The 24,846-nt window shown below is 67.6% G+C and carries 23 protein-coding genes; 15 read left to right on the top strand and 8 right to left on the bottom strand.

What is annotated here, in order from left to right; genetic code table 11:
- The first annotated feature begins 8 nt into the window (after positions 1-8).
- The 4 genes from metH to VNF92_10530 all read left to right on the top strand — a co-directional run bounded on the left by metH (position 9) and on the right by VNF92_10530 (position 7,125).
- Entirely contained in the window at positions 9-3,530 is a 3,522-nt protein-coding gene (gene metH / locus VNF92_10545; protein ID HVA58319.1) for a methionine synthase, read from the top strand.
- Positions 3,527-5,395, top strand: a complete 1,869-nt coding sequence (locus VNF92_10540; GenBank protein ID HVA58318.1) for a bifunctional homocysteine S-methyltransferase/methylenetetrahydrofolate reductase — start codon at positions 3,527-3,529, stop codon at positions 5,393-5,395. The genes metH and VNF92_10540 overlap by 4 nt, the downstream gene beginning before the upstream one ends.
- Positions 5,396-5,521: 126 nt before the next feature.
- Positions 5,522-5,815: a hypothetical protein gene (locus VNF92_10535; protein ID HVA58317.1), complete on the top strand. Its 294-nt coding sequence runs from the start codon at positions 5,522-5,524 to the stop codon at positions 5,813-5,815.
- Between the two features lie 143 nt (positions 5,816-5,958).
- Positions 5,959-7,125 (top strand): acyl-CoA dehydrogenase family protein, encoded by a 1,167-nt coding sequence (locus VNF92_10530; GenBank protein HVA58316.1) that lies wholly within the window; start codon positions 5,959-5,961, stop codon positions 7,123-7,125.
- A gap of 12 nt (positions 7,126-7,137) precedes the next feature.
- Here VNF92_10530 and VNF92_10525 read toward each other — a convergent pair whose 3' ends face one another.
- Entirely contained in the window at positions 7,138-8,907 is a 1,770-nt protein-coding gene (locus VNF92_10525; GenBank protein ID HVA58315.1) for an AMP-binding protein, read from the bottom strand.
- Positions 8,908-9,024: 117 nt separating this feature from the next.
- On the opposite strand from VNF92_10525, the gene VNF92_10520 reads away from it, so the two are divergent.
- Together VNF92_10520 and VNF92_10515 are read left to right on the top strand one after the other, a co-directional pair.
- The gene (locus VNF92_10520) at positions 9,025-9,633 is read left to right on the top strand and encodes a 1-acyl-sn-glycerol-3-phosphate acyltransferase (GenBank protein ID HVA58314.1); all 609 of its coding nucleotides are present in this window, start codon (positions 9,025-9,027) and stop codon (positions 9,631-9,633) included.
- Positions 9,634-9,669: 36 nt separating this feature from the next.
- Positions 9,670-9,942, top strand: a complete 273-nt coding sequence (locus VNF92_10515) for a hypothetical protein (GenBank protein HVA58313.1) — start codon at positions 9,670-9,672, stop codon at positions 9,940-9,942.
- Here VNF92_10515 and VNF92_10510 read toward each other — a convergent pair.
- The gene (locus VNF92_10510) at positions 9,919-10,863 is read right to left on the bottom strand and encodes an HD domain-containing protein (protein HVA58312.1); all 945 of its coding nucleotides are present in this window, start codon (positions 10,861-10,863) and stop codon (positions 9,919-9,921) included. The genes VNF92_10515 and VNF92_10510 overlap by 24 nt on opposite strands.
- A 299-nt stretch (positions 10,864-11,162) precedes the next feature.
- Between VNF92_10510 and VNF92_10505 the strand changes: the two genes are divergently transcribed.
- On the top strand, positions 11,163-12,590 hold the full coding sequence (locus tag VNF92_10505; protein ID HVA58311.1) for a carboxypeptidase regulatory-like domain-containing protein: 1,428 nt from the start codon (positions 11,163-11,165) through the stop codon (positions 12,588-12,590).
- Here VNF92_10505 and VNF92_10500 read toward each other — a convergent pair.
- Positions 12,587-13,534: a threonine/serine dehydratase gene (locus VNF92_10500; protein HVA58310.1), complete on the bottom strand. Its 948-nt coding sequence runs from the start codon at positions 13,532-13,534 to the stop codon at positions 12,587-12,589. The genes VNF92_10505 and VNF92_10500 overlap by 4 nt on opposite strands.
- 111 nt (positions 13,535-13,645) lie before the next feature.
- On the opposite strand from VNF92_10500, the gene VNF92_10495 reads away from it, so the two are divergent.
- On the top strand, positions 13,646-13,939 hold the full coding sequence (locus VNF92_10495; GenBank protein HVA58309.1) for a hypothetical protein: 294 nt from the start codon (positions 13,646-13,648) through the stop codon (positions 13,937-13,939).
- Between the two features lie 26 nt (positions 13,940-13,965).
- Positions 13,966-15,018 (top strand): hypothetical protein, encoded by a 1,053-nt coding sequence (locus tag VNF92_10490; GenBank protein ID HVA58308.1) that lies wholly within the window; start codon positions 13,966-13,968, stop codon positions 15,016-15,018.
- A 5-nt stretch (positions 15,019-15,023) separates the two neighbouring features.
- On the opposite strand, the gene VNF92_10485 is transcribed toward VNF92_10490, so the two are convergent.
- A complete protein-coding gene (locus tag VNF92_10485; GenBank protein HVA58307.1) occupies positions 15,024-15,575 on the bottom strand; it encodes a DUF502 domain-containing protein in 552 nt (183 codons plus the stop codon).
- A 270-nt stretch (positions 15,576-15,845) separates the two neighbouring features.
- Here VNF92_10485 and VNF92_10480 point away from each other — a divergent pair, with 270 nt between their 5' ends.
- The 3 genes from VNF92_10480 to VNF92_10470 all read left to right on the top strand — a co-directional run bounded on the left by VNF92_10480 (position 15,846) and on the right by VNF92_10470 (position 17,093).
- Positions 15,846-16,007: a hypothetical protein gene (locus tag VNF92_10480; GenBank protein ID HVA58306.1), complete on the top strand. Its 162-nt coding sequence runs from the start codon at positions 15,846-15,848 to the stop codon at positions 16,005-16,007.
- Between the two features lie 111 nt (positions 16,008-16,118).
- A complete protein-coding gene (locus tag VNF92_10475) occupies positions 16,119-16,709 on the top strand; it encodes a ferric reductase-like transmembrane domain-containing protein (protein ID HVA58305.1) in 591 nt (196 codons plus the stop codon).
- A gap of 27 nt (positions 16,710-16,736) precedes the next feature.
- A complete protein-coding gene (locus VNF92_10470; GenBank protein ID HVA58304.1) occupies positions 16,737-17,093 on the top strand; it encodes an Ig-like domain-containing protein in 357 nt (118 codons plus the stop codon).
- A gap of 13 nt (positions 17,094-17,106) precedes the next feature.
- Here the strand turns inward: VNF92_10470 and VNF92_10465 are convergent, their stop codons facing one another.
- A complete protein-coding gene (locus tag VNF92_10465) occupies positions 17,107-17,328 on the bottom strand; it encodes a hypothetical protein (GenBank protein HVA58303.1) in 222 nt (73 codons plus the stop codon).
- A gap of 90 nt (positions 17,329-17,418) precedes the next feature.
- Between VNF92_10465 and VNF92_10460 the strand changes: the two genes are divergently transcribed.
- The 3 genes from VNF92_10460 to VNF92_10450 are packed head-to-tail and all read left to right on the top strand — an operon-like array spanning position 17,419 to position 20,749.
- Positions 17,419-18,771, top strand: a complete 1,353-nt coding sequence (locus VNF92_10460; protein HVA58302.1) for an aspartate aminotransferase family protein — start codon at positions 17,419-17,421, stop codon at positions 18,769-18,771.
- Positions 18,768-19,382, top strand: a complete 615-nt coding sequence (locus tag VNF92_10455; protein ID HVA58301.1) for a DNA-3-methyladenine glycosylase 2 family protein — start codon at positions 18,768-18,770, stop codon at positions 19,380-19,382. Before VNF92_10460 ends, VNF92_10455 begins: the two co-directional genes overlap by 4 nt.
- A 47-nt stretch (positions 19,383-19,429) precedes the next feature.
- Positions 19,430-20,749, top strand: a complete 1,320-nt coding sequence (locus VNF92_10450; GenBank protein ID HVA58300.1) for a M20/M25/M40 family metallo-hydrolase — start codon at positions 19,430-19,432, stop codon at positions 20,747-20,749.
- Between the two features lie 39 nt (positions 20,750-20,788).
- Here VNF92_10450 and VNF92_10445 read toward each other — a convergent pair whose 3' ends face one another.
- From VNF92_10445 to VNF92_10435, 3 genes are all read right to left on the bottom strand, one after another.
- The gene (locus VNF92_10445; GenBank protein HVA58299.1) at positions 20,789-21,253 is read right to left on the bottom strand and encodes a hypothetical protein; all 465 of its coding nucleotides are present in this window, start codon (positions 21,251-21,253) and stop codon (positions 20,789-20,791) included.
- A gap of 61 nt (positions 21,254-21,314) precedes the next feature.
- Entirely contained in the window at positions 21,315-22,487 is a 1,173-nt protein-coding gene (locus VNF92_10440; protein HVA58298.1) for a thiolase family protein, read from the bottom strand.
- A 12-nt stretch (positions 22,488-22,499) separates the two neighbouring features.
- Complete coding sequence (locus VNF92_10435) at positions 22,500-24,782, bottom strand: 3-hydroxyacyl-CoA dehydrogenase/enoyl-CoA hydratase family protein (protein HVA58297.1); 2,283 nt, start codon at positions 24,780-24,782, stop codon at positions 22,500-22,502.
- Between the last annotated feature and the right edge of the window lie 64 nt (positions 24,783-24,846).

Raw genomic sequence — 24,846 nt, 5'->3', positions numbered from 1 at the left:
CCCCGTCGATGGCCAACCGTCCGCCGCCAGGTACCTACCTCGCCGAGCTCTCCCACCGCGTCCTCGTCTTCGATGGCGCGATGGGTACCAATATTCAACGATACCATCTCCGGGCGGAAGACTTCGGTGGGGATTCGCTCGAAGGATGTAACGACCACCTCGTGCTCACGCGTCCCGATGTCATCCGCGAGATCCACGAGTCGTTTCTCGCGGTAGGCTGCGACGTGGTCGAGACCTGCACCTTCCAGTCCACCCCGCACCGCCTCCGCGAGTGGGGCATCGAGCCCAAGACGCACGAGTTGAACCTCGCGGCGGCCCGCCTCGCCCGCGCCGCCTGCGACCGCTTCTCCACGGCCGATCACCCGCGCTTCGTGGCCGGCTCCATCGGACCCACCGGGCTGCTCCCCTCGAGCAGCGACCCGGTGCTGTCCAACATCACGTTCGACGCGCTGGCCGCCAACTACTACGCCCAGGCCCGCGCGCTCGCCGAAGGCGGGGTGGACGTGCTGCTCGTGGAGACGGCGCAGGATATCCTCGAAGTCAAGGCCGCCCTCACGGGGTTCGAGCGCCTGTTCGCCGAACTCGGCCGCCGCATCCCGGTGCAGACGCAGATCACGCTCGATGTGAGCGGCCGCATGCTCCTCGGCACGGACGTGGCCAGTGCGCTCACCACGCTCGAGGCGCTACGCGCGGACGTGATCGGCCTCAACTGCTCCACCGGACCCGAGCACATGCGTGAGCCGGTGCGCTACCTCACCGAGAACGCCGGACGTCCCATCTCGTGCATTCCCAACGCCGGCTTGCCGCTCAACACCGGCGCCGGCGAGGCCGTGTACCCCCTCGAGCCCGAACCGATGGCGGCGATGCTCGCCGAGTTCGTCGCCGATCTCGGCGTACGCGTGGTGGGCGGCTGCTGCGGCACGACTCCCGCGCACTTGGCGGCTATCGTCAGCGCCGTGCATGCACGACCCGCCGCCAGCCGCCCCTGGGAATCGCGCCCCGCGGCCCATGTGCCCCGCATCTCGTCGGCCATGCGCGCCATGCCGCTCGAGCAGCAACCGCCTCCGCTGCTCATCGGCGAACGCGTCAACGCGCAGGGTTCGCGCAAGGTCAAGCAGCTGCTCCTCGCCGACGACTACGAGGGCATCGTCCAGGTCGCCCGCCAGCAGCAGGACGCCGGCGCCCACGTCCTCGATGTGTGCGTGGCCGTCACCGAGCGGGCCGACGAGGCCGAGCAGATGGCCACCCTCGTCAAGCTGCTCTCGATGAGCGTGGAACTGCCGCTGATGATCGACTCGACCGAGCCGGCGGTGATCGAGGCGGCCCTCGCGCACGTGCCGGGCCGCGCCATCGTCAATTCGATCAACATGGAGAACGGCCGCCAACGCATCGACCTCGTGGTGCCGATCGCCCGCCGCCACGGGGCGGCCCTGGTCGCGCTCACGATCGACGAGCATGGCATGGCCAAGACCCGCGAACGCAAGCTCGAAGTGGCGCGCAACATCTACGATATCGTGGTCGGCGAGTACGGCCTCGCCCCCGAAGACCTGATCTACGACGCCCTCACCTTCACGCTCGCCACCGGCGACCAGGAGTGGGTCGACTCGGCCCGGGAGACGATCGAAGGCATCCGGCTCATTAAGCGCGAACTCCCCGGCGTGTACGCCTCGCTCGGGGTGTCCAACGTGAGCTTCGGTCTCGCCCCGGCCGCGCGCGCGGTGCTCAACTCGGTCTTTCTGCACCACTGCGTGGAAGCCGGACTCGATATGGCAATCGTGAATCCGGCGCACATCGTGCCGTACGCCGAAATTTCACAGGCCGAGCGCGCCCTGGCCGACGACCTCGTGTTCAACCGGCGTCCCGACGCGCTGCAGCTCTTCATCGATCGCTTCACGGCCGGCGGGGAGCGCGGCACCGCGGGAAGCCAGCCGGCGGTTGACCCCACGAGCGCGATGACGCCCGGTGAGAAGGCCCACTGGATGGTCGTCCACCGCAAGAAGGAAGGCATCGAACAGGTGCTCGACGCCGCCGGCGTGCGAGAACACCCCGTGCGCGTGCTCAACGATGTGCTGCTCCCCGCGATGAAGGAGGTGGGCGACAGGTTCGGCGCCGGCGAGCTGATCCTGCCGTTCGTGCTCCAGTCGGCCGAGGTGATGAAGAAGGCGGTCAAGCACCTCGAGCGGTTCCTGGACAAATCCGAGGGCTACACCAAAGGCCGAGTCGTTCTCGCCACCGTGTACGGCGACGTCCACGACATCGGCAAGTCACTGGTCAACACGATCCTCTCCAACAACGGATATACGGTGTTCGACCTCGGCAAGCAGGTGCCGGTGAATGTGATCCTCGAGAAGGCTCAGGCGGTGAACGCCGACGCGATCGGTCTCTCGGCGCTGCTCGTGTCGACTTCCAAGCAGATGCCGCTCTGCGTGCAGGAGTTGGACAAGCGCGGCCTGCACATTCCGGTGCTGATCGGCGGTGCGGCGATCAACCGCCGGTTCGGCCGGCGAGCCATGTTCGTGGCCGGCGAACGCCCGTACGCCGCTGGCGTGTTCTACTGCAAGGACGCCTTCGAGGGGCTGGAGACGATGGACGCCCTGCAGGATCCCCGCCGCCGCGAGGCCACGGTGGCCAGACTGATCGACGATGCGCGCCGAGACGTGTTCCTCCGCTCCGACGCTGGCAAGGATGTGCGCGCCGGCACCGAGAGCGAGGAACGCAGCGGCGTCCGCGCCGACCACCCGGTGCCCACGGCGCCGTTCTACGGCACCCGCACGTTGCGCGACATTCCCCTCGACGAGGTATTCGAGCTGCTCGACGTCGACGAGTTGTATCGCCTGCAATGGGGCGCGCGCGGCTCCGGCGCGGCATTCGACCGCCTCGTGCACGATGAGTTCGCCCCGACCCTGGAGCGAATCAAGGCACGCGCACGGCGCGAGGAGTGGCTGCGTCCCCAGGCCGTCTATGGATACTTTCCCGCGCAGTCCCGCGGGAATGCCGTGATCGTTTACGACCCGGAGGACTTCACCCGCCACGGCACGGCCCGCGAGCTCGCCCGCTTCACCTACCCGCGACAGGACGGCCGCGACCGCCTCTGTCTCGCCGACTACTTCCGCTCGGTAGACTCCGGCGACATGGACGTCGTCGCGCTGCAGATCGTGACCGTCGGCGATGCAGCCTCGCGCGAGTTCGACCGGCTACAGCACGCCGGCGAGTACACCGAGGCGTACTATCTCCACGGCCTCGCCGTGGAAACGGCGGAGGCGGTGGCCGAATGGCTGCACCGGCGGATCCGCCACGAACTGGGCGTTCCCGGCGGACGCGGCAAACGCTACTCGTGGGGCTACGGCGCCTGCCCCGACCTCGAGGATCACGAATTGGTGTTCAAGCTCCTGCCTGCGGAACGCGAACTCGGCCTGACGCTCACGACGGCCTACCAGCTCGTGCCCGAGCAGAGCACGGCGGCGATGATCGTGCACCATCCCGACGCCAAGTACTACGCCGTGCGCGCGACGGCGGGATCGACCACATGAGCGCTCCCTATTCGCGGCAACGGTTTCTCGACCCCGCACGCATCATCGTGTTCGACGGAGCGATGGGCACCATGCTCTATTCGCGCGGCATGTTCATCAATCAGTGCTACGACGAACTCAACGTCAGCGCCCCCGAACTCATCCGCGCCATTCACCAGGAATACGTGCGCGCCGGCGCTCAGGTGCTCGAGACCAACAGCTTCGGCGCCAATCGGAGCAAGCTCGCCCAGCATGGACTGGAATCGAAGGTGCACGAGTTGAACCGCGCTGCCGCGCAGATCGCTCGCGAGGTGGCCGGCGACCGCGACGTGCTCGTGGCGGGCGCGGTCGGCCCGCTCGGCCTGCGCCTCGAGCCCTTCGGGCCGACCAGTCTCGAAGAGGCCCGAGGCTACTTCCGCGAGCAGATGGAAGGGCTGCGCGACGGCGGCGCCGAGTTGTTCATTCTCGAGACATTCGGCGACCTCCACGAAATCGAACAGGCCATTCGCGCCGCCCGCGATGTCGAGGCCGGGACCCCCGTGATCGCCCAGATGACCATCGGCGTGGACGGGCTCTCCCCCTACGGCGCCACCCCTGAAGATATCGCGCGGTCCCTCGACGCCTGGGGCGCCGATGTCATCGGCCTCAATTGCTCGGTGGGCCCGCAGACGATCCTCGAAGCCATCGAACGCATGGTGCCGCTCACCTCGCGCAAGCTCAGCGCCCAGCCCAACGCCGGCATGCCGCGCGACGTCGGCGGCCGCAGCATGTACATGGCGAGCCCGGAGTACATGGCCACATACGCCCGTCACCTCGTGCAGGCCGGCGCCAAGATCGTCGGCGGATGCTGCGGTACCACGCCCGCCCACATCCACGCGATCGGCGACGGCGTCCGCCCCCTGGCCCCACGGCTCGCCGAAGTGCACACTCGCCCCGAAGCGCGCGACTCCGCACCGGTGGAATCCGCACTCGCGCTCCCCGCCATGGTTCCGCTCGCCGAACGCTCGCACTGGGGCGCGCGGATCGCGGCCCGCGAGTGGGCCACCTCGGTCGAGATCGTACCGCCGCGCGGGGTCGACGCGTCCCGCATGCTCGCCGATGTCCGCCGCCTCAAAGACGCCGGCGTCGATGCAGTCAACGTTCCCGACGGACCGCGCGCCCAGAGCCGCATGGGCGCCTTGCTCACCAGCGTGCTCATCCAGCAGCAGATCGGCATCGAAACGGTCACGCACTACGCCTGCCGCGACCGCAACCTGCTCGGCATGCTGTCCGACCTGCTCGGCGCCGCGGCGATCGGGCTGCGCAATCTGCTCGTCGTCACCGGTGATCCGCCCAAAATGGGTCCCTACCCCGACGCGACAGCGGTGTTCGACATCGATTCGATCGGGCTCACCAACCTGGTGCACAACCTCAACCGCGGACTCGACCCCGGCGGCAACCAGATCGGAGAACCCACGCGGTTCGTGATTGGCGTGGGCGTGAACCCCGCCGCCGTCGATCCCGACCACGAACTCGAGCGGTTCGAGTGGAAGGTCGCCGCAGGCGCGGAATTCGCCATCACCCAACCGGTGTTCGACGTCGAGCAGTTGGAACGGTTCATGGCGCGCATCGCTCACGTCCGGATCCCGTTGGTTGCCGGGATCTGGCCGCTGATCTCGGTGCGCAACGCCGAGTTCCTGGCCAACGAGGTCCCCGGAGTCGCGGTGCCCGAAGCCGTCGTGGCCCGCATGCGTCGTGCCAACGAACGTTCGCGGGACCACGCCGTGGCCGAGGGCATCGCCATTGCACGCGAGATGCTCGACCGGGTGCGTCCCGTCGTCCAGGGCGCCCAAGTGTCGGCCCCGTTCGGCAAGGTCGACCTTGCCCTCCAGGTACTCGGCCGGTAGGCCCACTAGGCTTCGTGAAGCCGGCGCCGCCAGGCAGCGACGCCCAGGCGTCAGATCGAGCGAAATGCCCGCCAGGGGTTGATTGAATCTCCGTCGAGCAGCATTACTTATGCGGACCACGCTGCCATGAATGCCCAACCACCCAATCCACAGAGTCTCCCATCCGGCGCGTTGCGTGACGCCGGCGGTGCGCGGATTCTCGTTGATTCCGATCGCATCGAGTGGGAGACCTATGACGAGAGTCAGTGGGATTTCCGCATGGCGCTCGACTGGGGCGTATTGCCGCAGGCGGAGAACCCCGGGTTGATCTTCTCGTCGCGCATTGACCGGCGGCGCGTGTGGCCGGCCCCGGCCAACTGGCAGAGCATGACCGATGACCAACTCCTGGCACTGTGCGCCAACGCTCGGTCGATGTTCTGAACGGAGTCGAACGGGCGGGCAACGAGAGACGGGGCGGACGGCTTTGCCGTTTGCCCCGCTTCCGCATGCTGCCGTCAGAGTGCCACGCTGCCCGGGTGCCGGACTGTCTTATATTCCCCCATACTCTCATCCCTGTCAGCGCCATGTCCAACAACGCCGAAACCGCCCGCGCCCCGCTCACCGTCCTGTCCAACGACGAACTCATGTTCCGCGACGCGGTCGCGGCGATGGCCGAGGAGATGGTCCGCCCCCGGGTCCAGGAGATGGAGCGGGCCGGCAAGATCGACCCCGAACTGACCAAGGCGTTTGCCGAGATGGGGCTCATGGGCATCGAGGTCGACGAGGCGTACGGGGGTGCCGCCGGGTCGCTCATGATGGTGACACTGGCCGTCGAGGAGGTCAGCAAGATCGACGCCTCTGCCGCCATCCAGATCGACGTCCAGAACACGCTGGTCAACTACCCCCTCCGCACCTACGGCAGCGACCACATCAAGTCCACCTACCTACCCCGCCTCACCGGCGGTACGGTGGGCGCCTATGCTCTCTCCGAGCCTGGGTCGGGGTCCGACGCCTTCGGGATGGCCACGCGCGCCGAGCGGAAGGGCGACAACTGGCTGCTCACCGGGCGCAAGATGTGGATCACCAACGGCGCTGAAGCGCAGATCTACGTCGTCTTCGCCAACGCGAATCCGGAGGCCGGATACAAGGGCATCACCGCGTTCGTCGTCGAGCGCGGCTTTCCCGGATTCAGCGTCGGCCGCAAGGAAGACAAGATGGGCATCCGAGCGTCGAGTACCACCGAACTCATCCTCGACGGCGTGGAGATCCCGGTGAAGAACGTGCTCGGTCCCGTGGGCCAGGGGTACAAGGTGGCCATCGAGACGCTCAACGAGGGACGCATCGGCATCGGCGCGCAGATGATCGGCGTTGCCCAGGGCGCGTTGAAGGCCGCCACCGACTACGTCAAGGAGCGCAAGCAATTCGGCAAGGCGCTCGCGGAGTTCCAGGGCATCCAGTTCCAACTCGCGCAGGCGCGCACCGAAGTCGAGGCGGCGCGCCTCATGGTGTACAACGCGGCCCGCCTCAAGGACGCTGGGCACGACATCGCCATGGAGGGCGCCATGGCCAAGCTCTACGCTTCGCAGGTGTGCGAACGCGTGACGTCGATCTCACTGGAGCTATTCGGCGGCTACGGTTACACCAAGGATTTCCCCGCCGAGAAGTTCTATCGCGACGCCAAGATCGGTGCGATCTACGAGGGCACGTCCAACATGCAACTGCAGACGATCGCCAAGCAGATGCTACGGTAGCGGCGCGCCGCGTCAGCGGAATAGCCGCGCGATCTCCGAAGCGTACTTCTCGGCCACGACCTTGCGCCGCACCTTGAGCGACGGCGTGAGCTCGCCGCCCTCGACGGTGAATTCCGCCGGGATGATCTCGAACCGTTTCACCGCCTGCACGCGCGCCAGCCGCGCGTTCACGGCGTCGATGTTCCGCTGAAGATACGCCCGGAACTTCTCGCACTGGGCCGCGGCGGCCGGATCACGCGCCGGACTGCCCGCCGCCTCCGCATCCGTGGGCACTCGCGCTGGATCGAGCGTGAGCAGCACCCCGAGATACCGTTGTCGGTCGCCGACCACCACTGCCTGGCTCACCACGGGGATCGACTTGAGGTAGCCCTCCACCAACTGGGGCGCCACGTTCTCGCCACCGGCGGTGATGATCAGATCCTTCTTGCGGTCGGTGATCTCCAGGAATCCCGCGGCATCGACGTCGCCGATGTCACCGGAGTGCAGCCAGTGGTCGGCGTCGAGGGCCGCCGCCGTACCCTCCGGATCCTTGTAGTAGCCCCGGAACACGTGGCGGCCCCGCATGCAGATCTCACCATCCTCGGCAATCCGGAGTTCGGCGCCTGGAAACACGCGGCCGGCCTTGCCGGTGCGGTACTGCTCCGGCGTGCTGATCGTCGCCGGGCCCGTGCACTCGCTCATCCCGTACACCTCGCAGATCGGCAGGCCGAGCGACAGGAAGAACTCCAGGGTCGAGCGCGCGATCGGCGCCGCCGACGTCACGAGCACGCGAGCACGGTCGAAACCCAGCCGCTGCCGCACTTTCTTGAACACCAGCGCGCTAGCCAGCGGATAGAGCAGTGGCTTGCGTTTCCCCTGCTGGGCCGCGTAGCCGCCGCGCAGCCCCACGCCGCGCGCCCATGCGATCAGCTTTTTGCGCAATGGTGAATTCTGCGCGCCCGCCGCCTGCATTCGCTCCTGGATCTTCTCCCACACCCGCGGCACGCCGAGAAAGAAGTCGGGGCGCACCTCGCGCAGGTCGTCGCCCAACTGCTCCATCCCCTCGGCGAACCAGGTGCATCCGCCGAACGAGATCGGCCCGAATAGCGACACGAGTTGCTCGGCGATGTGGCTCAGCGGCAGGTAGCTCAGGATGTTGTCGCCGGCGCGCAGGCCGAGCGCCGCAATTCCGACGTCGGCCGTCCAATTCACGTTGTCGTGGGTGAGCATCACCGCCTTCGGCTCGCCAGTCGTGCCGGAGGTATAGATGAGCGTCGCTACATCGCCGGACGTCTGAGCGGCCAGTCGCGCCTCGAGTACTGGTTCAGACGTGTCGTGCCCGCGGCGCAGCAGGTCCGACCACCCGATGACGCCCGGCGCGGCGGGCTCGCCGCGCATCTGCACGATAGCGCGCAAGTGCGGCAGATCGGGCCGGATGGCGAGGAACTTGGCGAGGTGCTCGGCGTTCGCCACCATCGCGATCTGCGCTTCGCAGTGATGCGCGATGTATCGGCACTGATCGGGCGCGAACGTCGCATAGATGCCAGTGGGCAGGCCGCCGGCATGGATGGCGGCGAGCGCGGCCACGAACCACTCGGGGCAGTTGGGGCCTACGATGGCGACGCCCTTGCCGGGCTCCAGTCCCAGCGAAATGAAGCCGCGCGCCGCCAGGCGCACCTGCCGGCGGTAGCCGCTCCAGGACAGCGATTGCCACGCGCCGGCATCCTTCCATCGGAGGGCGGGGAGATCGGCGCATTCCCGCGCCGTGCGGTCGAGGGCCTGTGGGATCGTCTGCGGGTACATGGGAGTGGAGGTCGTGTGCCGGTGACGGCCAGCCGGATAGCTGATAGCGCTTGGCCGACAATTTGTCGAGACGCCCGATGGCGCGGGCGGCCAGCCCGGCCTAATTTCCGCCTCGTCATGCCCGCCCATTCTCGCGTTCCCGACATTGGCGACGCGCTCCCCAGAAGCGGCGGCTCCATCTCCCGCGCACTTGGCCGCGGCGTGCTTGGTCTCCTCGGATGGCGCATCGAGGGCACCCTTCCCAACGTCGCCAAGGCAGTGGTGATCGTGGCCCCCCATACGTCCAACTGGGACTTCGTGATCGGGATCGCCGCGAAGTTCGCCCTCGGACTGCGCGCCGCGTGGCTGGGCAAGAACACCCTGTTCCGCGGCCCATTGGGCCCCGTCATGCGTTGGCTCGGCGGTATTCCCGTGGACCGCTCAAAGCCGCACGACGTCGTGGCGCAAACGGTGGCCAGGTTCGCCGGATCGGAACGCCTGGTGCTCGGCATCTCACCGGAGGGCACGCGCAAAGCCGTCGCGCGCTGGCGCATGGGGTTCTACCACATCGCCTGCGGAGCCGCCGTGCCGATTGTGCCGGTGGCGTTCGACTGGTCGCGGCACGCCCTCGTTATCGGTCCACCGCTCGTGCCCAGCGACGACCCCGACGCCGATCTCGCGGCGCTGGCAGCGTGCTTCGCGCCCGCCCGCGGCCGCCGCGGCGAATTGACGTCACCACCGCGCTAGCTAGACCGCCGACCTGCGCGCGGTAGATTGCCGTGCATGTCTGATTCGCCGTCGCCGATGCGCGCCGCATTCGCCAAACTCGTCGGCGCCGTCGTGGCGCTTGACATCGTGGCCATCGCCGCCTTCCAGCTTGGCCACGTGGATGCTCGTGGACCCGTGTTCCTTCAGCGCTACGTGGTCGTATGGACCCTGTCGAGCGCGCTCGTGGTCGGGTGGGGGCTGTGGCAGGTAAAGCAGGCTCGGCGCACATGGCGCCGACGCGGGGCGGCAGAGCGTGACTCGGGCTCAGGCGCCCCGCGTCACGACTAGCTTGAGCGGCGGCTTCTCGTCGGCCTCCTCAACGGACTCCGGAACGATCGTGTGCCGCAACGCGTGGACCACTTCCGTGGCGAATGTACGGCCGGCGCTGCGATCGATCTCCTCCAGCGCGTTCCACGGCGCGAATGGCGGACGCGTGTCGGTGGGCGTGAGCAGCGTTTCATAGGCGTCCGCCACTGCGAGAATCTTCACCGCCATGGTGATGCGCAGAGCATCCACCGGCCAGTCATCGCCGATCAACTCGTGATACCGGCCATACGCCGTGACCGTGTCGAGCGCAGCATGCATCGATGCCGCCACGGGCACCTTGCGAACCTCGCGCGGGAAGTCGGCGAACATACGCGCTACGCGCGGATCCTGCGGACCCATCTCGTGCAGCAGGCCGGCTACGCGCAGATCCTCGATCTCCCCGCCTCGCATGCCGAGCTTGCGGCCGATCGCCATGGCCCGCTCGGCCACGCGATAGCTGTGGCCGCGGCGATGCCGGTCCGCCGCATCGAGATGGAAGGTGAGTAGCTCGAGCAGCGCGAAATACGTCCGCTTCACGTCGTCGGCCCGGTCCTTCCGCTGGTCTGCCAGCGTACCCACCACGTAACTGGTCAAGATCAAGAACCCGCCCCACGGCACGAAATACATCACCGTAGGAACCGAGAAGCCCGGCGTACCCCCCAATCCGGTAACTGCCTGAAAAAACGTCACCAACAGAACCGTGAGCACGGCCGCCCACACGGCATGGCGGCGCCCGATCAGGAATCCGGCAGCGATGACCGGCAGGTAATAGAAGCTCAGGAAAGCGAGCTTGTAGTCCACCGCGAAGTTGATGAGCAGCAACGAGGCCACGAGTACGACGACGAGTGTCTGCTCGAAGTGATCGTAAAGGGCCTGCTTTACCCGATTCGCTAGTCCTTGCACCGTGACCCCGTCCTGAGTTCGGTCGATAACCGGTACATCCGCCAGCGTCGGTGGATTCCGCTTGAGTCTCACTCTCGGCTCCTTTTCGGTCGAGAAGTCGTTCCGTGAGAACTAGTGTCATATAGCTGGTCTGTAGCCGCAAGTGCATAGGCCGATGAAATGGCCCTAGAAATGCGACATCATCGGGCATATTGGCCGATGTGTGCCGCTGAAACACCCGACGTGACCGATTCGCCAACGTTTCGCGAGCTACCGCCTCGGGACTGGAGCGTTGAGCGGCGTACATGGTACAATTGTGTATGAACCACGCCTTGATCATTCGCGGCGCCGCAGTCGCGCTGTTCGGCGCCGTGATCGCCCGTCCCACCGCCGCCCAACAGCCAACGGCCCCGGCGTCGATAGTCGGAATCGCGTACGACAGCGTGCGGAGCCAACCGATGGCCCGGGCCGAGATCGCCATCCAGGGCACCACACTTTTCGCCGTGGCCGGTGACGACGGCCACTTTCATTTCGATAGCGTCGCGCCCGGCCAGCATCGCCTGATCGTCGGGCATCCGATTCTCGATTCGCTCGGCATTCAACTCATGACTCCGCCGCTCACGTTCAGCGCCGGCAAGCAGGCCACGCTCGACTTGGCCACACCCTCGGCAGCGACACTCGTCAAGATGCTCTGCCCGGCCGCCTGGCTCACGCGTGGCCCTGCCGCGCTGTTCGGCCGCGTGCACAACGCCGATACCGGCCTGCCCGTCCCCAACGCCAGCGTCTCGGTGGTGTGGTACGAGATCGACTATCTGAAGCTGAGCAAGATCCCGCGTCTGCGCGAAGCGACGACGGGCAAGGACGGCACGTACCGCATCTGCGGGCTCCCCGCCAGCTTCGATGGCAAGGTCCAGGTCAATTACGCCGGCCTGAAGAGCGGCGACGTTCCCGTTTCCTTCAACAAGTCCGTGCTCGAGATGCGTAGCCTCAGCGTCGCGTCGGCCGCGCCGGTGACGGTGGCGACCGGGGATACCAATCCGCAGCCGCGCCACGCGCTGGCGGTGGCCAGCCTGCGCGGCCGCGTGCTCGGGACGACCGGACTCCCCGTAGCCGGTGCACGGGTGCAGCTCGAAGGAACCTTCCACTCGGTGAATTCCGGGGCCGATGGTTCGTTCCAACTCGACAGCCTCCCGTCGGGATCACAGGTCGTGCGTGCTATGTTCATCGGTTTCACGCCGGTGGAGCAATCGGTGGAGTTGTCGAGCAACACGCCGGTGACGGTGACCCTGCAGATGCAAAAGGAGGTCGCCATGCTTCCCACGGTGACCACCCAGGCGCGGCGGCTGAGCGGACTCGACGCCGTGGGCTTCACGCAGCGCGAGAAGACCGGCATGGGTTTCTACCTCGACGAGAAAACGATCGACCGGAAGCAGGCGAGCAAGTTCACGGATCTTCTCACGGCCGTGCCCGGAATCCACGTCTCACAGTCCGGCTACGACACGTACGTCACGGACAACCGCAACCCCATGGGGGGATGCGTTCAGTACGTGGTCGACGGATCCCCTTGGACGTCGGTTTCACCCGGCGACATCAACAGCTTCATCCAGGGCTACGACGTGGGAGCGATTGAGGTCTACCACGGCGCCGACACCCCACCGCAATTTCAATTCGCTGGTCAGAGCGGATGCGTAGTGATCGTCGCCTGGACCAAGTGGCGGCTCGATCGCAACACCGGAGGCGGGCGTTAGAGCAGCTCCTTGAGGCGGGCCGCGTCCACATTGCCGCCGCTCACCACGCAGACCACGCGGGAGTTGGCCGGCATGGAGAGCTTGCCTGTGATCAGCGCCGCCACGCCGGCGGCGCCCGCCGGTTCGGCGAGCAGCTTGGCAGAGCTGAGAATCAGTCGCATCGCGTCGACGATCTCGTCGTCACGGACCAGGACCACGTCGTCCACGTGGCGCTGGGCCACGGTGAGTGGCAACTCGGTGGTCATCGGGGCCGCGAGCCCGTCGGCAATGGTCTGTGGCCGGTCGATTGCCGTGACGCGCCCCGCATCGAGGCTGCGGCGCAGCGCCTGCGCCCCCACGGGTTCGACGCCGAAAACCTTGACCGACGGCTTGAGATGCTTGGCCGCGATCGCGATGCCCGCCAACAGTCCGCCGCCGCCCACGGGAACGACGATCGCATCGACCTCGGGAAGATCCTCGAGAATTTCCATCCCCACCGTGCCCTGCCCGGCGACCACGCGGGGATCATCGAACGGGTGGATGAAGACGTAGCCGTGCTCGATCGCCAGCTCACGCGCTTTGTCGAACATCGCCGAACCCCACTGGTGCTGCACCACCGTGGCACCGTATCCGCGGGTCGCGTCGAGTTTGGCCTGCACGGCGTCGCTCGGCATGACGACGGTGCACGAAGTGCCGGCCGCGCGCGCCGCCCACGCCAGCGCCTGCGCATGGTTGCCCGCCGAGACACCCACCACACCCCGCCGCCGCTCGGCAGTGGTGAGTTGGCGGATGGCATTGAGCGCACCGCGCACCTTGAACGATCCGGTCTTCTGCAGCACCTCGCACTTGAGCCACGCCTGCACGCCGACGTGCTCGCCAATGCGCGACGCGGAAAGCGTGGGAGTGCGGTGCACATATCCGGCAATGCGCTCGCGGGCGGCGATCATGTCGGAATAATCGAGCATACGTGACCGGGCTGGGGACCCCTCACGCTAGCGGCTCCGCCGCACCACCCGCAACCCGCTTGCTCCGCGGCGCGCCCCGCGGAAAGATTTGGCTATGCGGACCCCCCCCTCATGTCTCGCCTGAGCCAACCGGGCTGCATGCTGCGTGCGATGAGCGCGCTGTTCGGGGCCATCTTTCTCCCCGTTGGGGTGTCGTTCTTCTTCATTCTCCACCACCGGCACTGGATGCGAGGCGTGGGTGCCGTCACGGCATCGCTCGGCTTTTTCTACGTGGCATGGCGCGCCCACGACATCCTCGGCCTCGACGAGATCGGACCCGATGCCGGGGCGCCGTTTCCTGAATTTACGCCGCCCGCGGGAGAACCCGCCGGCCCTTCACACCATCTGCAGGAGCCGCCGCCGTGATACCTGCCAAATCTTGCGTACCCGCAGTGACTCTCGCCCTCGCCGTATCGCTCGCTACGCCCGCCGTCGCCCAGTGGCAGCTCGCACCGCTTGCCACACGCGCGGAATTCCGCGGGCTGAGTGTCGTGGATGGAACCGTGGCGTGGGCGAGTGGGACGCACGGAACGGTGGCGCGCACCACCGACGGCGGCGCCACGTGGACACTGCGCGGGGTTCCGGCGGCCGATTCGCTCGACCTCCGTTCGATCGTCGGACTCGGCGCCGACGTGGCGGTGACGGCAAGCGCCGGCCCCGCCGAGGCGGGACAGGCGCGCATCTTTCGAACGACCGACGGCGGCGCCAGTTGGTCGGCGGTGTACGCAACTGATCGAAAGGGCGTGTTTCTCGACGCCCTGGCGTTCTGGGATTCACGGCACGGCATCGCGCAGAGCGACCCGGTGGACGGCACATTCTATCTGCTCACCACCGACGATGGCGGCATGACCTGGACTCGCGTTCCGCCGGCAGCGCTGCCTCCCACACTGCCTGGTGAGGCGGCCTTCGCCGCCAGCGGGACGTGCATGGTCGTGTGGGGCGCCGACGACGTGTGGATCGGCACGGGCGGCGGCCCGCGCGCACGGGTGTTCCACTCCCGCGACCGCGGACGTACCTGGACGGTGAGCGACACGCCGGTGCATGCCGGCAGCTCGGCGTCGGGGATCTTCTCGCTCGCGTTCCGTGATGCAACGCACGGAGTGGCCGTCGGCGGCGACTACACCGCACCCCACGGCCAGACGGCGAACGCGGCGATCACCGACGACGGCGGGCGCACGTGGCGGGCGGCGCATGGTCCGCTCGTGCCGGCGTATCTCTCAGGCGTCAGCTACGCCGGCACCGCGAACGATCTCATCGCCGTCGGGTTGGCCGGCACCGCGCTCTCCTCCGACGGCGGCGAGTCCTGGATCGCCGTCGATACGCTTCCGCTCGACGCCGTGCGCGTGCACGGTGCGTTCTGGGCGGCTTCCGGTCCGCACGGACGGCTGGGACGGTGGGCCGGAGCCCCGCGGCGGGCCCTCGGCCGGTCCGGCACCTCGCACTAGCTGGCTCAGCGTTCTGGCACTTTGGTCACACCGCCGGAAATAATGAATGCCATCACGTGGGCGCTGTCGGCGTCGAGGCGGTGCACCTGTGCCGCGGGGAACACCACGAGGTTGCCAGCGAAACCATAGGACTGTGGCACGTATACCGTCACCGAGTCGGCAACGCCGAAGTTGTCCACCGATTCCTGCGTGAGAAATCCGAACACGCGCGCGCCCGTGCCGCCAGCCAGCGTGACCAGCACCGGCTTGTCGAAGCGCCGCTGTTCACCCACGAACGCATTCAGCAGATCGCGCGTGCTCGAATAGAGCAGACGCACGAACGGCAGACGGTTGAACAACGAATCCAGCCCCGTGAGCAGGACGCGGCTGGCGAACGTTTGCGCCGTGAATCCGACAAGCGTGATCAGCAGGATCGAGACCACGAATCCCGCACCGGGGATCGGCAGCCCCAGCCAGCTGTCGATCGTCGTGAAGATCACGTAGCAGATGTAGATCGTGATGAACACGGGGGCTGTGACGATCAGCCCCTTGAGGAAGTAGTTCAGCAGTCGTGACATGGCGGCACGCGGAAGGAGAGGAGCCGGCCGGGATGTGAAACGGACTCCCGCCGGAGAGGGAGCCCGTCGCGAGCGGCTGGCGCTCGTGGAGCTTACTGCCGCACCGGGGGAACCGAAAGCTTGCGGCAATCCCCATGGGGCCGAGACGCCCGCGGGCGCTGCCTGTCTGCGGCGGCGCCGCGTTCCCGGCAACGGTGGACTTTGTCCGAATCCGTGACCTGCGCCGCCCTCAAACGGTCGTTCAACGGAGACTCCTCAAGCGAGAGGCGCATGAAGAAGTTGTTCGGGACCATCGGCATGTTCGTCGGCAGCACCGTCGGCTGGTATGCGGCCGTCAAACTGGGCTTCATGACCGCATTCTTCGTGAGCACGATCGCGGGTGGTGTGGGCGCCTATTACGCCGTCAAGGCCAGCAACAACCTGACCGGGTAGCCCAGTCCGCCAGCGCTCCCGGGCGCTCGCGCGTTGAGCAATTGGGGCCGTTCGCGATCACCTGCCTCGCCCCCTTCTTCGTCCGCCCATCGCCGTCAGCCGCTCTCCGCCGTGACACCACTCGATCTGTCGAGCGACGTCGCCCTCGTGGCGCTGTGTCTGCTCACCACGAATCTACTGCTCGGGTTGCTGCTCTCCATGCATTACAACCCGTGGACCCATTGGCCGCACCGGCGTTTCAACTATTTCAAGCTCCACAATTGGAACGCGTACCTCGCGTTGGCCCTGGCCGTCCTCCACGCCGTACTGCTCCTGGCCGTGAAGACGCCGGCGTTCCGGTTCATCGACCTCGTCTATCCGGTTGACGGCCCCAAGCAGCCGTGGATCAATACGATCGGCGCAGCGGCGCTCTACATCCTCTGTCTGGTGGTCATCAGTTCGTACTACCGGGTGGAGATCGGACGCCGACGGTGGAAGCTGCTCCACTTGCTCACCTACGTCACCGCCGCGCTGTTTTACGCGCACGGGCTTCTCACCGACCCGACGCTCAAGGACCGACCGATCGACTATCTGGACGGAGAGAAGGTGCTGGTCGAGATCTGCGCGCTCCTGGTGCTCGCCCTCGCGCTGTACCGCCTACGCTGGGGAATCCGCCGCCGGGAGGAGCACCGCGCGGTCCACACCGCCGCCCGGGCGGCGTGACGCCCGGTACTTCCGCTCGGGGCAGGAATGTCGAACATTTCCTGCATGATCCGCCGGTTGTTTCTCGCCCTCGCTCTCGGCGCGGTCGCGTGCAGCTACCGTGGCAGCCCGAGCGGGCCCGCGACCCCTGAAGTGCGATCGGTTTCCCTGGGACCGAGCAACCCCACGCTCGCGGTCGGCCAGACCGTCCAACTCACCGCCACCGCATACGACGCGCACGGGAACGTGGTGGGCGGGCTGACCGTGGCGTGGACCTCGGCCGCTCCGTCAGTCGCCCGGGTGGACAGCAACGGGCTGGTCGCGGGACTCGCGGCAGGCCGAGCCCAGATTTCCGCCTCCGTGGCCGGCGCCAACGGCGCCCTCACGGTGACGGTCGGCCCGTAGCGCGCAGCGCCGGCTACAGCAATCGCTTCGTGCGTTTACGCCGCCGGCTCTTGGCCGACCGGCGGTATGGCGGCCGGAGCACCGTCTCGGAGATCGCCATCAGCGCCTGTTCGGCGGTGTGGCGCGACAGTTTCCACCGCACACCCGGCCTCTTCTCGCGCTGGATCCTTTCCAGCCGTTTGCGCAGTGTGTCGTCGTCTGGGTTGCGCTCGCCCTTCGATGGTCCGCGGCTCATATTCGCTGGTGAGTGACGTGGTTCAGTAGTACCATCCGGCTTCGGCTCCGTCCAGGGAGCCCCCTCTCGTACACCGCCTCGACCGCTTCGATGTCGATTCGCCCTCCGTCCGCAGATCCGATCGCCCCCGGCTCGTCCCTGTCGCTGGATGAACAGTGGATGCCCTTCACCGCCAACCGCGCCTTCAAGCGGGCGCCGCGCCTCCTCGTCTCGGCCAAGGATATGCACTACGTGGCGGCCGACGGACACCGTGTACTCGACGGCACGGCTGGCCTCTGGTGTGTGAATGCGGGCCACGCGCGCGAGTCAATTGTACGCGCGATCGCCGAGCAGGCCGCCACACTCGACTACGCGCCGGGATTCCAGATGGGCCACCCGTTGGCGTTCGAACTCGCCCGCCGCGTGGCCGCTCTTACTCCCGACGACCTGAACCGCGTGTTCTTCACGAACTCGGGGTCGGAAGCCGTGGACACCGCGCTCAAGATCGCCCTCGCATACTGGAGGGCGCGCCGGGAACCGGAGCGCCTCTGGTTCGTGGGACGCCAGCGCGGCTACCATGGCGTGGGGTTCGGCGGGACGTCGGTGGGAGGCATCCCTGCCAACCGCCGTCAATTCGAAGGCCAGCTACTGCCCAACGTCGACCACCTGCCCGATACCCACGACTTGGCGCATAACGCGTTCAGCCGCGGGCAGCCGGCGTGGGGCGCGCACCTCGCCGATGCGCTCCAGACGCTCATCGCCTCGCACGGGTCCCGCGCCATCGCCGCGGTGATCGTCGAGCCGATGGCCGGTTCCACGGGTGTACTCGTGCCGCCCAAGGGCTACCTCGAACGGCTGCGCGACCTCTGCGACCAACACGGTATTCTGCTGATCTTCGACGAGGTGATCACGGGGTTCGGCCGGCTCGGCGCCCCATTCGCCGCACAACAGTTCGGCGTGACTCCGGACATGATCACGATGGCCAAAGGCATCACCAACGCCGCCGTGCCGATGGGCGCCGTGGCCGTCCGCACACGCATCCACGATGCGATCGTGGACGCGGCGCCCGATGGCATCGAACTCTTCCACGGCTACACCTATTCCGGTCATCCCCTGGCCTGCGCGGCGGGGCTCGCCACGCTCGATCTGTACGAACGCGAAGGACTGTTCGCGCGTTCCGCCGAACTCGCGCCCTACTGGGCTGACGCCATCCATCGGCTGGACGACGCTCGGCACGTGATCGACGTGCGCAACGTCGGCCTCGTGGGGGCGGTGGAACTCCGGCCGCGCGACGGGAAGCCGGGCGCGCGAGCGTTCGACGCGTTCCTCGACTGCCTGGAGCACGGCGTGCTCGTGCGCGTCGCCGGCGACAACATCGCGCTCTCCCCACCGCTCATTGTAACCACCGAACAGATCGATGAGATCGTGGAGGCCGTCGCCCAAGCGTTGCGGCGCATTTCGTGATCGGCGCTCCGTCGCCCCGCGCCGCGCTCGCGCATCTGCGGCGTGTCGATCCGGTCATGGCCGGGCTGATCCGCCGGGTGGGGCCCTACCGGCCGCGCATGCGATTGGGGCGGTCGCACTTCCACGACCTCGTGCGATCCATCGTGTATCAGCAACTGTCAGGAAAGGCGGCAGGCACCATCCACGGTCGCGTCGTGGCACTCTTCCCCCGTCGGCACGTCGACCCCGAACGCCTGCTGGCGCTCCCCGACGACGCGCTGCGCCGTGCCGGACTGTCGCGCCAGAAGATGGGCTACGTCCGCGATCTCGCCCACAAGGTCCACACGGGCGTCGTGCCCCTCCACCGCGTGGGGCGGATGAGTGACGACGCGATCATCGCGCACCTCGTCCAGGTGAAGGGCGTGGGCCGGTGGACCGCGCAGATGTTCTTGATGTTCCGGCTGGGACGCCCGGACGTGCTCCCCGAACTCGACCTCGGCATCCAGAACGCCGTCCACCGGGCGTACGGCCTGCGGCGCCGGCCCGCACCCGACGACGTGCGACGCATTGGTGCCGCGTGGAGTCCCTACTGCTCCATCGCCTGCTGGTACCTCTGGCGGTCGCTCGAATGAGCCTCCCGCCGCGGCTCCCCCACGCCCCTTCCCGGGGTCCGTATCCCATGTCGGTATCCCGTGCCGTCCGTGTCTGCGCCCTTGCCCTGGCCGCCGCCGCGCTCACCGGCGGTGCCGTGCCGGTCGTCGCCCAGTTGGCGCCGACCGAGCGGAAGATCCGCGACTTCGTGCATCAGCATCACGCAGATGAGATCGCGATGCTTGCCAATATCGTGAACATCAACAGCGGCACAATGAACCTTGCCGGCGTGCGCAGGGTCGGCGCGCGGTTTGCCGCCGCTCTCGACTCGCTCGGCTTTCAGACGCGCTGGTCGGCGATGCCCGACTCCATGAACCGGGCTGGCCACCTGATCGCCGTGCACAAGGGGCAGCCCGGCGGCACGCGGATCCTGCTCATTGGCCACCTCGACACCGTGTTCGAGGGTGAGGGCCAGGAATTTGTACGTGTAGACACGATTGCCCGTGGCGCCGGCTCCTGTGACATGAAGGGCGGGGACGTGATCGCCCTGTACGCGCTCAAGGCGCTGCGTGACATCGGCGCGCTGCGGAACGCCAACATCATCGTCGTGTTCAACGGCGACGAGGAATCACCGGGCCTCCCGCTCGCCGTGTCACGGCGCGACCTCCGCGACGCCGCGCGCGCGAGCGATGTGGCGCTGGCCTTCGAGGGCGGCGCCCGGTCGTTTGCTTCGGTGTCGCGCCGCGGCAGCAGCTCGTGGCTACTCACCGTTTCCGGCCGGCAGGCCCATTCGGGTGCCGTGTTTGGCCCGGGTACGGGGTACGGTGCGATCTACGAGGCCGCCCGCATTCTCGACGGCTTCCGTCGCGAGCTGGTCGGCCCCAAGGACCTGACCTTCAACCCGGGGGCGATCCTCGGCGGCACGACCGTCACGTACGACAGCGCGAACCTCTCGGGCACCGTGGCCGGCAAGACCAATATCATCGCCCCCACCACCGTGGTGCCCGGCGACCTGCGGTTCATCACCGAGGGCCAGGAGGACAGCACGCGTCAACGCATGCGCGAGATCGTCGGAGAGCATCTGCCCGGGACGTCGGCCGAGATCACATTCCAGGATGACTACCCCGCCATGCCGATGACGCCGGGCGGGGAGCAGCTGATCGCGCTCTACGACGCGACCAGCCGCGCACTGGGTTACGGGCCGGTCCAGGCCCAGGATCCCAGCACCCGCGGAGCCGGCGACGTGTCGTTCGTGGCGCCCTACATCGCCGGCATGGACGGGCTTGGTGCGATCGGCCGCGGTGCTCACACGCCGCACGAGCAGGTCGATCTGAATTCGTTAACAATGCAGACGGAGCGCGCGGCGGTGATGATGTACCGGCTGCTCGGCAGACGGGTAGGACGGTAGACGGCATAGCGCAGTCAGCGACCCTACCGGCCTACCCTCCTACTGCAATTGAGCCGGCGGCGGCCCGAGAAACCCCTTCGGCAGCTCCGCCATCAGATCGCGATGGGCGAACACCACGTCGGGGTGGCGCTGGAGCATCTGCAGGTAGCGCGTCGCGAACGCCGTCGTGGGCGGAATGGGCGTGAGGAGGGCGCGCACCTGGGCCAGCAGCGATGCCGTCAGGTCGCTCGCCACGGGTCCCTCCTCGCGGTCCGCTTCGTCCAGCGCCTCGTCGATCTGCACGATGAGCTGCGACGCAGGCCGCAGCCAGGCGAACTCCGGCTCGTGGAGGACAGCCTGCAAATACTCGTTCGGCGCGAGTCGTCCGCGCGACCGCTCCAGCTCCACCCGTTCCATTTCGAGTAGCAGTCGGTGGACACGCAACAATCCCTGTCGCGCCGTTTTCAGCGTCTTGGTGGTCAGATCGCCGGCCGCCAGACCGGCCCGGTTCAGTTTCGCGGACATCGCTCCTCCTCCTCCGGAAGTTAGGGGGAGGGGGAAGCCCCGCCGAGCGCGGTTGGATCGATCAGCCGCCGCTCGCCACCTCGATCAGCCCAGCGGCGCCCATGCCGCCGCCGATGCACATGGTCACCAGCCCGAGTCCGCCGCCGCGCGAGCGCAGTTCGTAGATGAGCTGCGTGGTGAGCTTGGCCCCCGTGGCTCCCAGCGGGTGACCGAGCGCAATCGCGCCGCCGTTCACGTTCACGCGCGCCGGATCCATTCCCAGTTCGCGCACGACCGCCACCACCTGCGACGCGAACGCTTCGTTGAACTCGATCAGCTTCACGTCGCCCAGCGCGAGCCCCGCGCGCTTCAGCACCTTGGGAACGGCCTTGACCGGTCCGATCCCCATCACATCCGGATCCACGCCCGCCACTGCGTAGTTCACGAACCGCGCCAGCGGTGCGAGCCCCAATGCCTTGGCGCGCGTGGCGCTCATCAGCAACACCGCGGCCGCCCCGTCGGAATACGGGCTGGAGTTGCCGGCCGTCACCGTGCCCTTGGCCTTGAACACGGGGCGCAGATTGGCCAACCCCTCTGCGGTCGTGTCGGCCCGCGGTGTTTCGTCGCGCGCGAACTCCGTCGTGGTTTCAGTCTTCCGGGCCCCGTTCCAGGTGGCCGTCGTCACCGGAACCGGAAGGAGTTGCGCGTCGAACGCGCCCGACACCTGCGCCCGCACCGCCTTCTGCTGGCTGGCCAGCGCCCACGCGTCCTGTTCCTCGCGCGACACCTTCCACCGCTCGGCCACCCGCTCGGCAGTGAACCCCATGCCGATGTAGCTCTCCACCGCTGCGGGGTCGAGCCGCGTGTGGTAGCCCGACATCGGCACCTGGCTCATCATCTCGATGCCGCCGGCGACCACGACGTCGGCCATCCCGCTCAGGATCTCCTGCGCGCCGAACGCGATCGTCTGGAGCCCAGATGAGCAGAAGCGGTTGATCGTGGCGCCCGGGACGTCGACGGGGAATCCGGCGCGGAGGAGCGACAGGCGGGCCACGTTGAGCCCCTGCCCCGCTTCCGGCATCGCGCACCCCCACAGCACGTCGTCCACGATCGCCGGGTCCACGCTCACCCGGTTCACCGCGGCCCGCATCAACTGCGCCGACAGTTCCACGGGGTGCACACCGGCCAGCGCGCCATCCTTCTTGCCACGGCCCACGGCACTGCGCACCGCTGAAACAATCACGACATCAGTCACGAGTCATCCCTCTCAGTTGCGGAGCGGTTTGCCGGTTTCCAGCATGTACGCGATGCGCTCCTGCGTTTCCTTGGTGCCGAGCAGCCGCAAGAAGGCGTCGCGCTCCAGGTCGAGGATGTCGTCCTCGGTCACCCGGCGCGCCGGTCCGTCGCCGCCGCACAATACTTTAGCAATTTCTAATGCCATCCGTACGTCATGGTCGCTGGCCTGCCCGGCTTCGTGCATCGCCCACGCGGCGTAGTGCAGGTTGCCGATCCCGTCGCGCCCCACGACGTTGATCGTTCGCGGTGGTGGCGCCGTGTACCCCGGCGCGAGGTCCAGCACCAGCCGCTTGGCGTCGGCCAGCAGGAAATCGCGGTTCATCGAGATCCGATCCCCATCGCGCAGGAACCCGAGATGGCGCGCTTCGAGCGCGCTGGTGCTCACGGTCGCCATGGCGATCATCCTGAACGCCCGCTTCGCGGCCTCGAACGGGTCGGCGTCCTCGTAGGCCGCCAGTTCCTGCGAGAATCGGAACAGCAGCTCCTTGGTACCGCCGCCGCCCGGCAGTAGTCCCACGCCCACTTCCACGAGGCCCATGTATAGCTCGGCGTGCGCTTGCAGCGCGTCGGAGTGAAGCGACCACTCGCACCCACCCCCCAGCGTGAGCCCGAACGGCGCCACAACTACCGGAAATGGCGCCGAGCGGATGGACATCGAACACCCCTGGAACAGCCGAACGGCTTCGTCGAGACCCTTCCAATTTCCGGCCTGTGCCATGGCCGCCACCATGCCCAGATCGGCGCCGGCGGTGAACGTACGCGAATCGTCGTTTCCAATCACCAGCCCGGCCCGGTCATCATGCGCCACGAGTTCCAGCGACTTCATCACCATCGCGAGCACGCCTTCGCCGAGGGAGTTCATCTTGCTGTGGAATTCGAGCAGCGCCACTCCGTCGCCGGCGTCCCACAGCGTAGCGTCGGGCGAATCGGCCAGCGAGCGGCCGGCCCGCCGCAGCGCGCCTGTGCGTACCATCCCCTCGGGCTCCCGGATCGGCTCGTAGCCCCTCCAGTCGAGCGACACCACGCGCAACCCATCGGCGGCATAGTACCCCTCGGTCGCCGCGGCTGGACGCAGCTTGGCGGCGTCTGGCAGTGCGCCCCCGAGCAGGTCGAGTTGCGCGAGCGGACCCGCTTCCCACGCGAACCCCCACTCCATCGCATGGTCCACGTCGGGCAGGTGGTACGCGATCTTGGGAGCCGTCGTGATCACGTACCGCGAAAGCCGCGTCAGATACTCGCGGGCGAACGTCCCGTACGCGCCGTCGACCGCCACTGCCGCCTTGAGCCGCTCGCCCAGGGGCAGGCGCATCGCCTTGCCGATCGCCGGCGTCTCCGGCTTGGTCGCCGGCGCGTACGCCATGGTCTTCCAGTTCAGCGTGTGGATCTCCTTGCCCACGCGCTTGTAGAACCCGGCCCCGCTCTTCTCCCCGAGTTGGCCGTTCCTCACCATCGCGGCCACCCATTCTGGCAACGCGAAGTCCTCGCCCGTCGCCTTGGCCAGTCCAGTGGCGACATGCGACAGGACGTCGAGCCCGGTCAGGTCGGCCGTGCGGAACGTGGCCGACTTGGCGCGGCCGAGGAGCGGACCCGTGAGCATGTCGACTTGGTCGATCGTAAGGTCGAACTCCTCCATCATCCGCAAGGCGAGCACCATGCCGAACACGCCCAATCGGTTGGCCACGAATCCCGGCACGTCGCGGGCCGTCACGATTCCCTTGCCAAGCACGCGTTCGCTGAACCGACGGGTGTCGGCGATTGTTTCCGGCGCCGTCTGGGCCGTGGGGATGATCTCCAACAGATGCAGATAGCGCGGCGGGTTGAAGAAGTGCATGCCCACGAAGCGCCGCTTGAATCCCTCGCTCCGGCCCTCGGCGAGAAGCGCCATCGGGATGCCCGACGTATTCGACGCGATGATCGCGTGCGGGGGCAGCAGCGCCTCCAGTGTCTCGTAGAGCGCACGCTTGGGCTCGAGCTCCTCGATGATCGCCTCGATCACGAGATCGCACCCGGCGAGCACGCCCAGGTCATCAGTCGTATTGCCGATCTGGATGAGCGCCGCGCGTTCGGAATCCATGAACGCCGCCGGCCTGGCTTTCTTCGCGCGCTCGAGCCCCTGTCGGGCCGGTGCGTTGGGATCGGTCGCCGGCCCCGCGATATCGAGCAGATCCACCGCGATGCCCGCCGACGCGGCCAGCGCGGCGATACTGTGCCCCATCGTTCCGGCGCCAACCACGCCAAGCCTTCGAATCCGCATCCTGCCCCTCCGGAGTGGTTCCTGGAATCCGGCCCGGCCCGCGCCGGAATTGAGAGATAGGCGG

This window comes from Gemmatimonadaceae bacterium, assembly GCA_035533015.1.
Lineage (GTDB): Bacteria > Gemmatimonadota > Gemmatimonadetes > Gemmatimonadales > Gemmatimonadaceae > JAGWRI01.
This window is presented reverse-complemented; position numbering and strand designations above follow the sequence as displayed.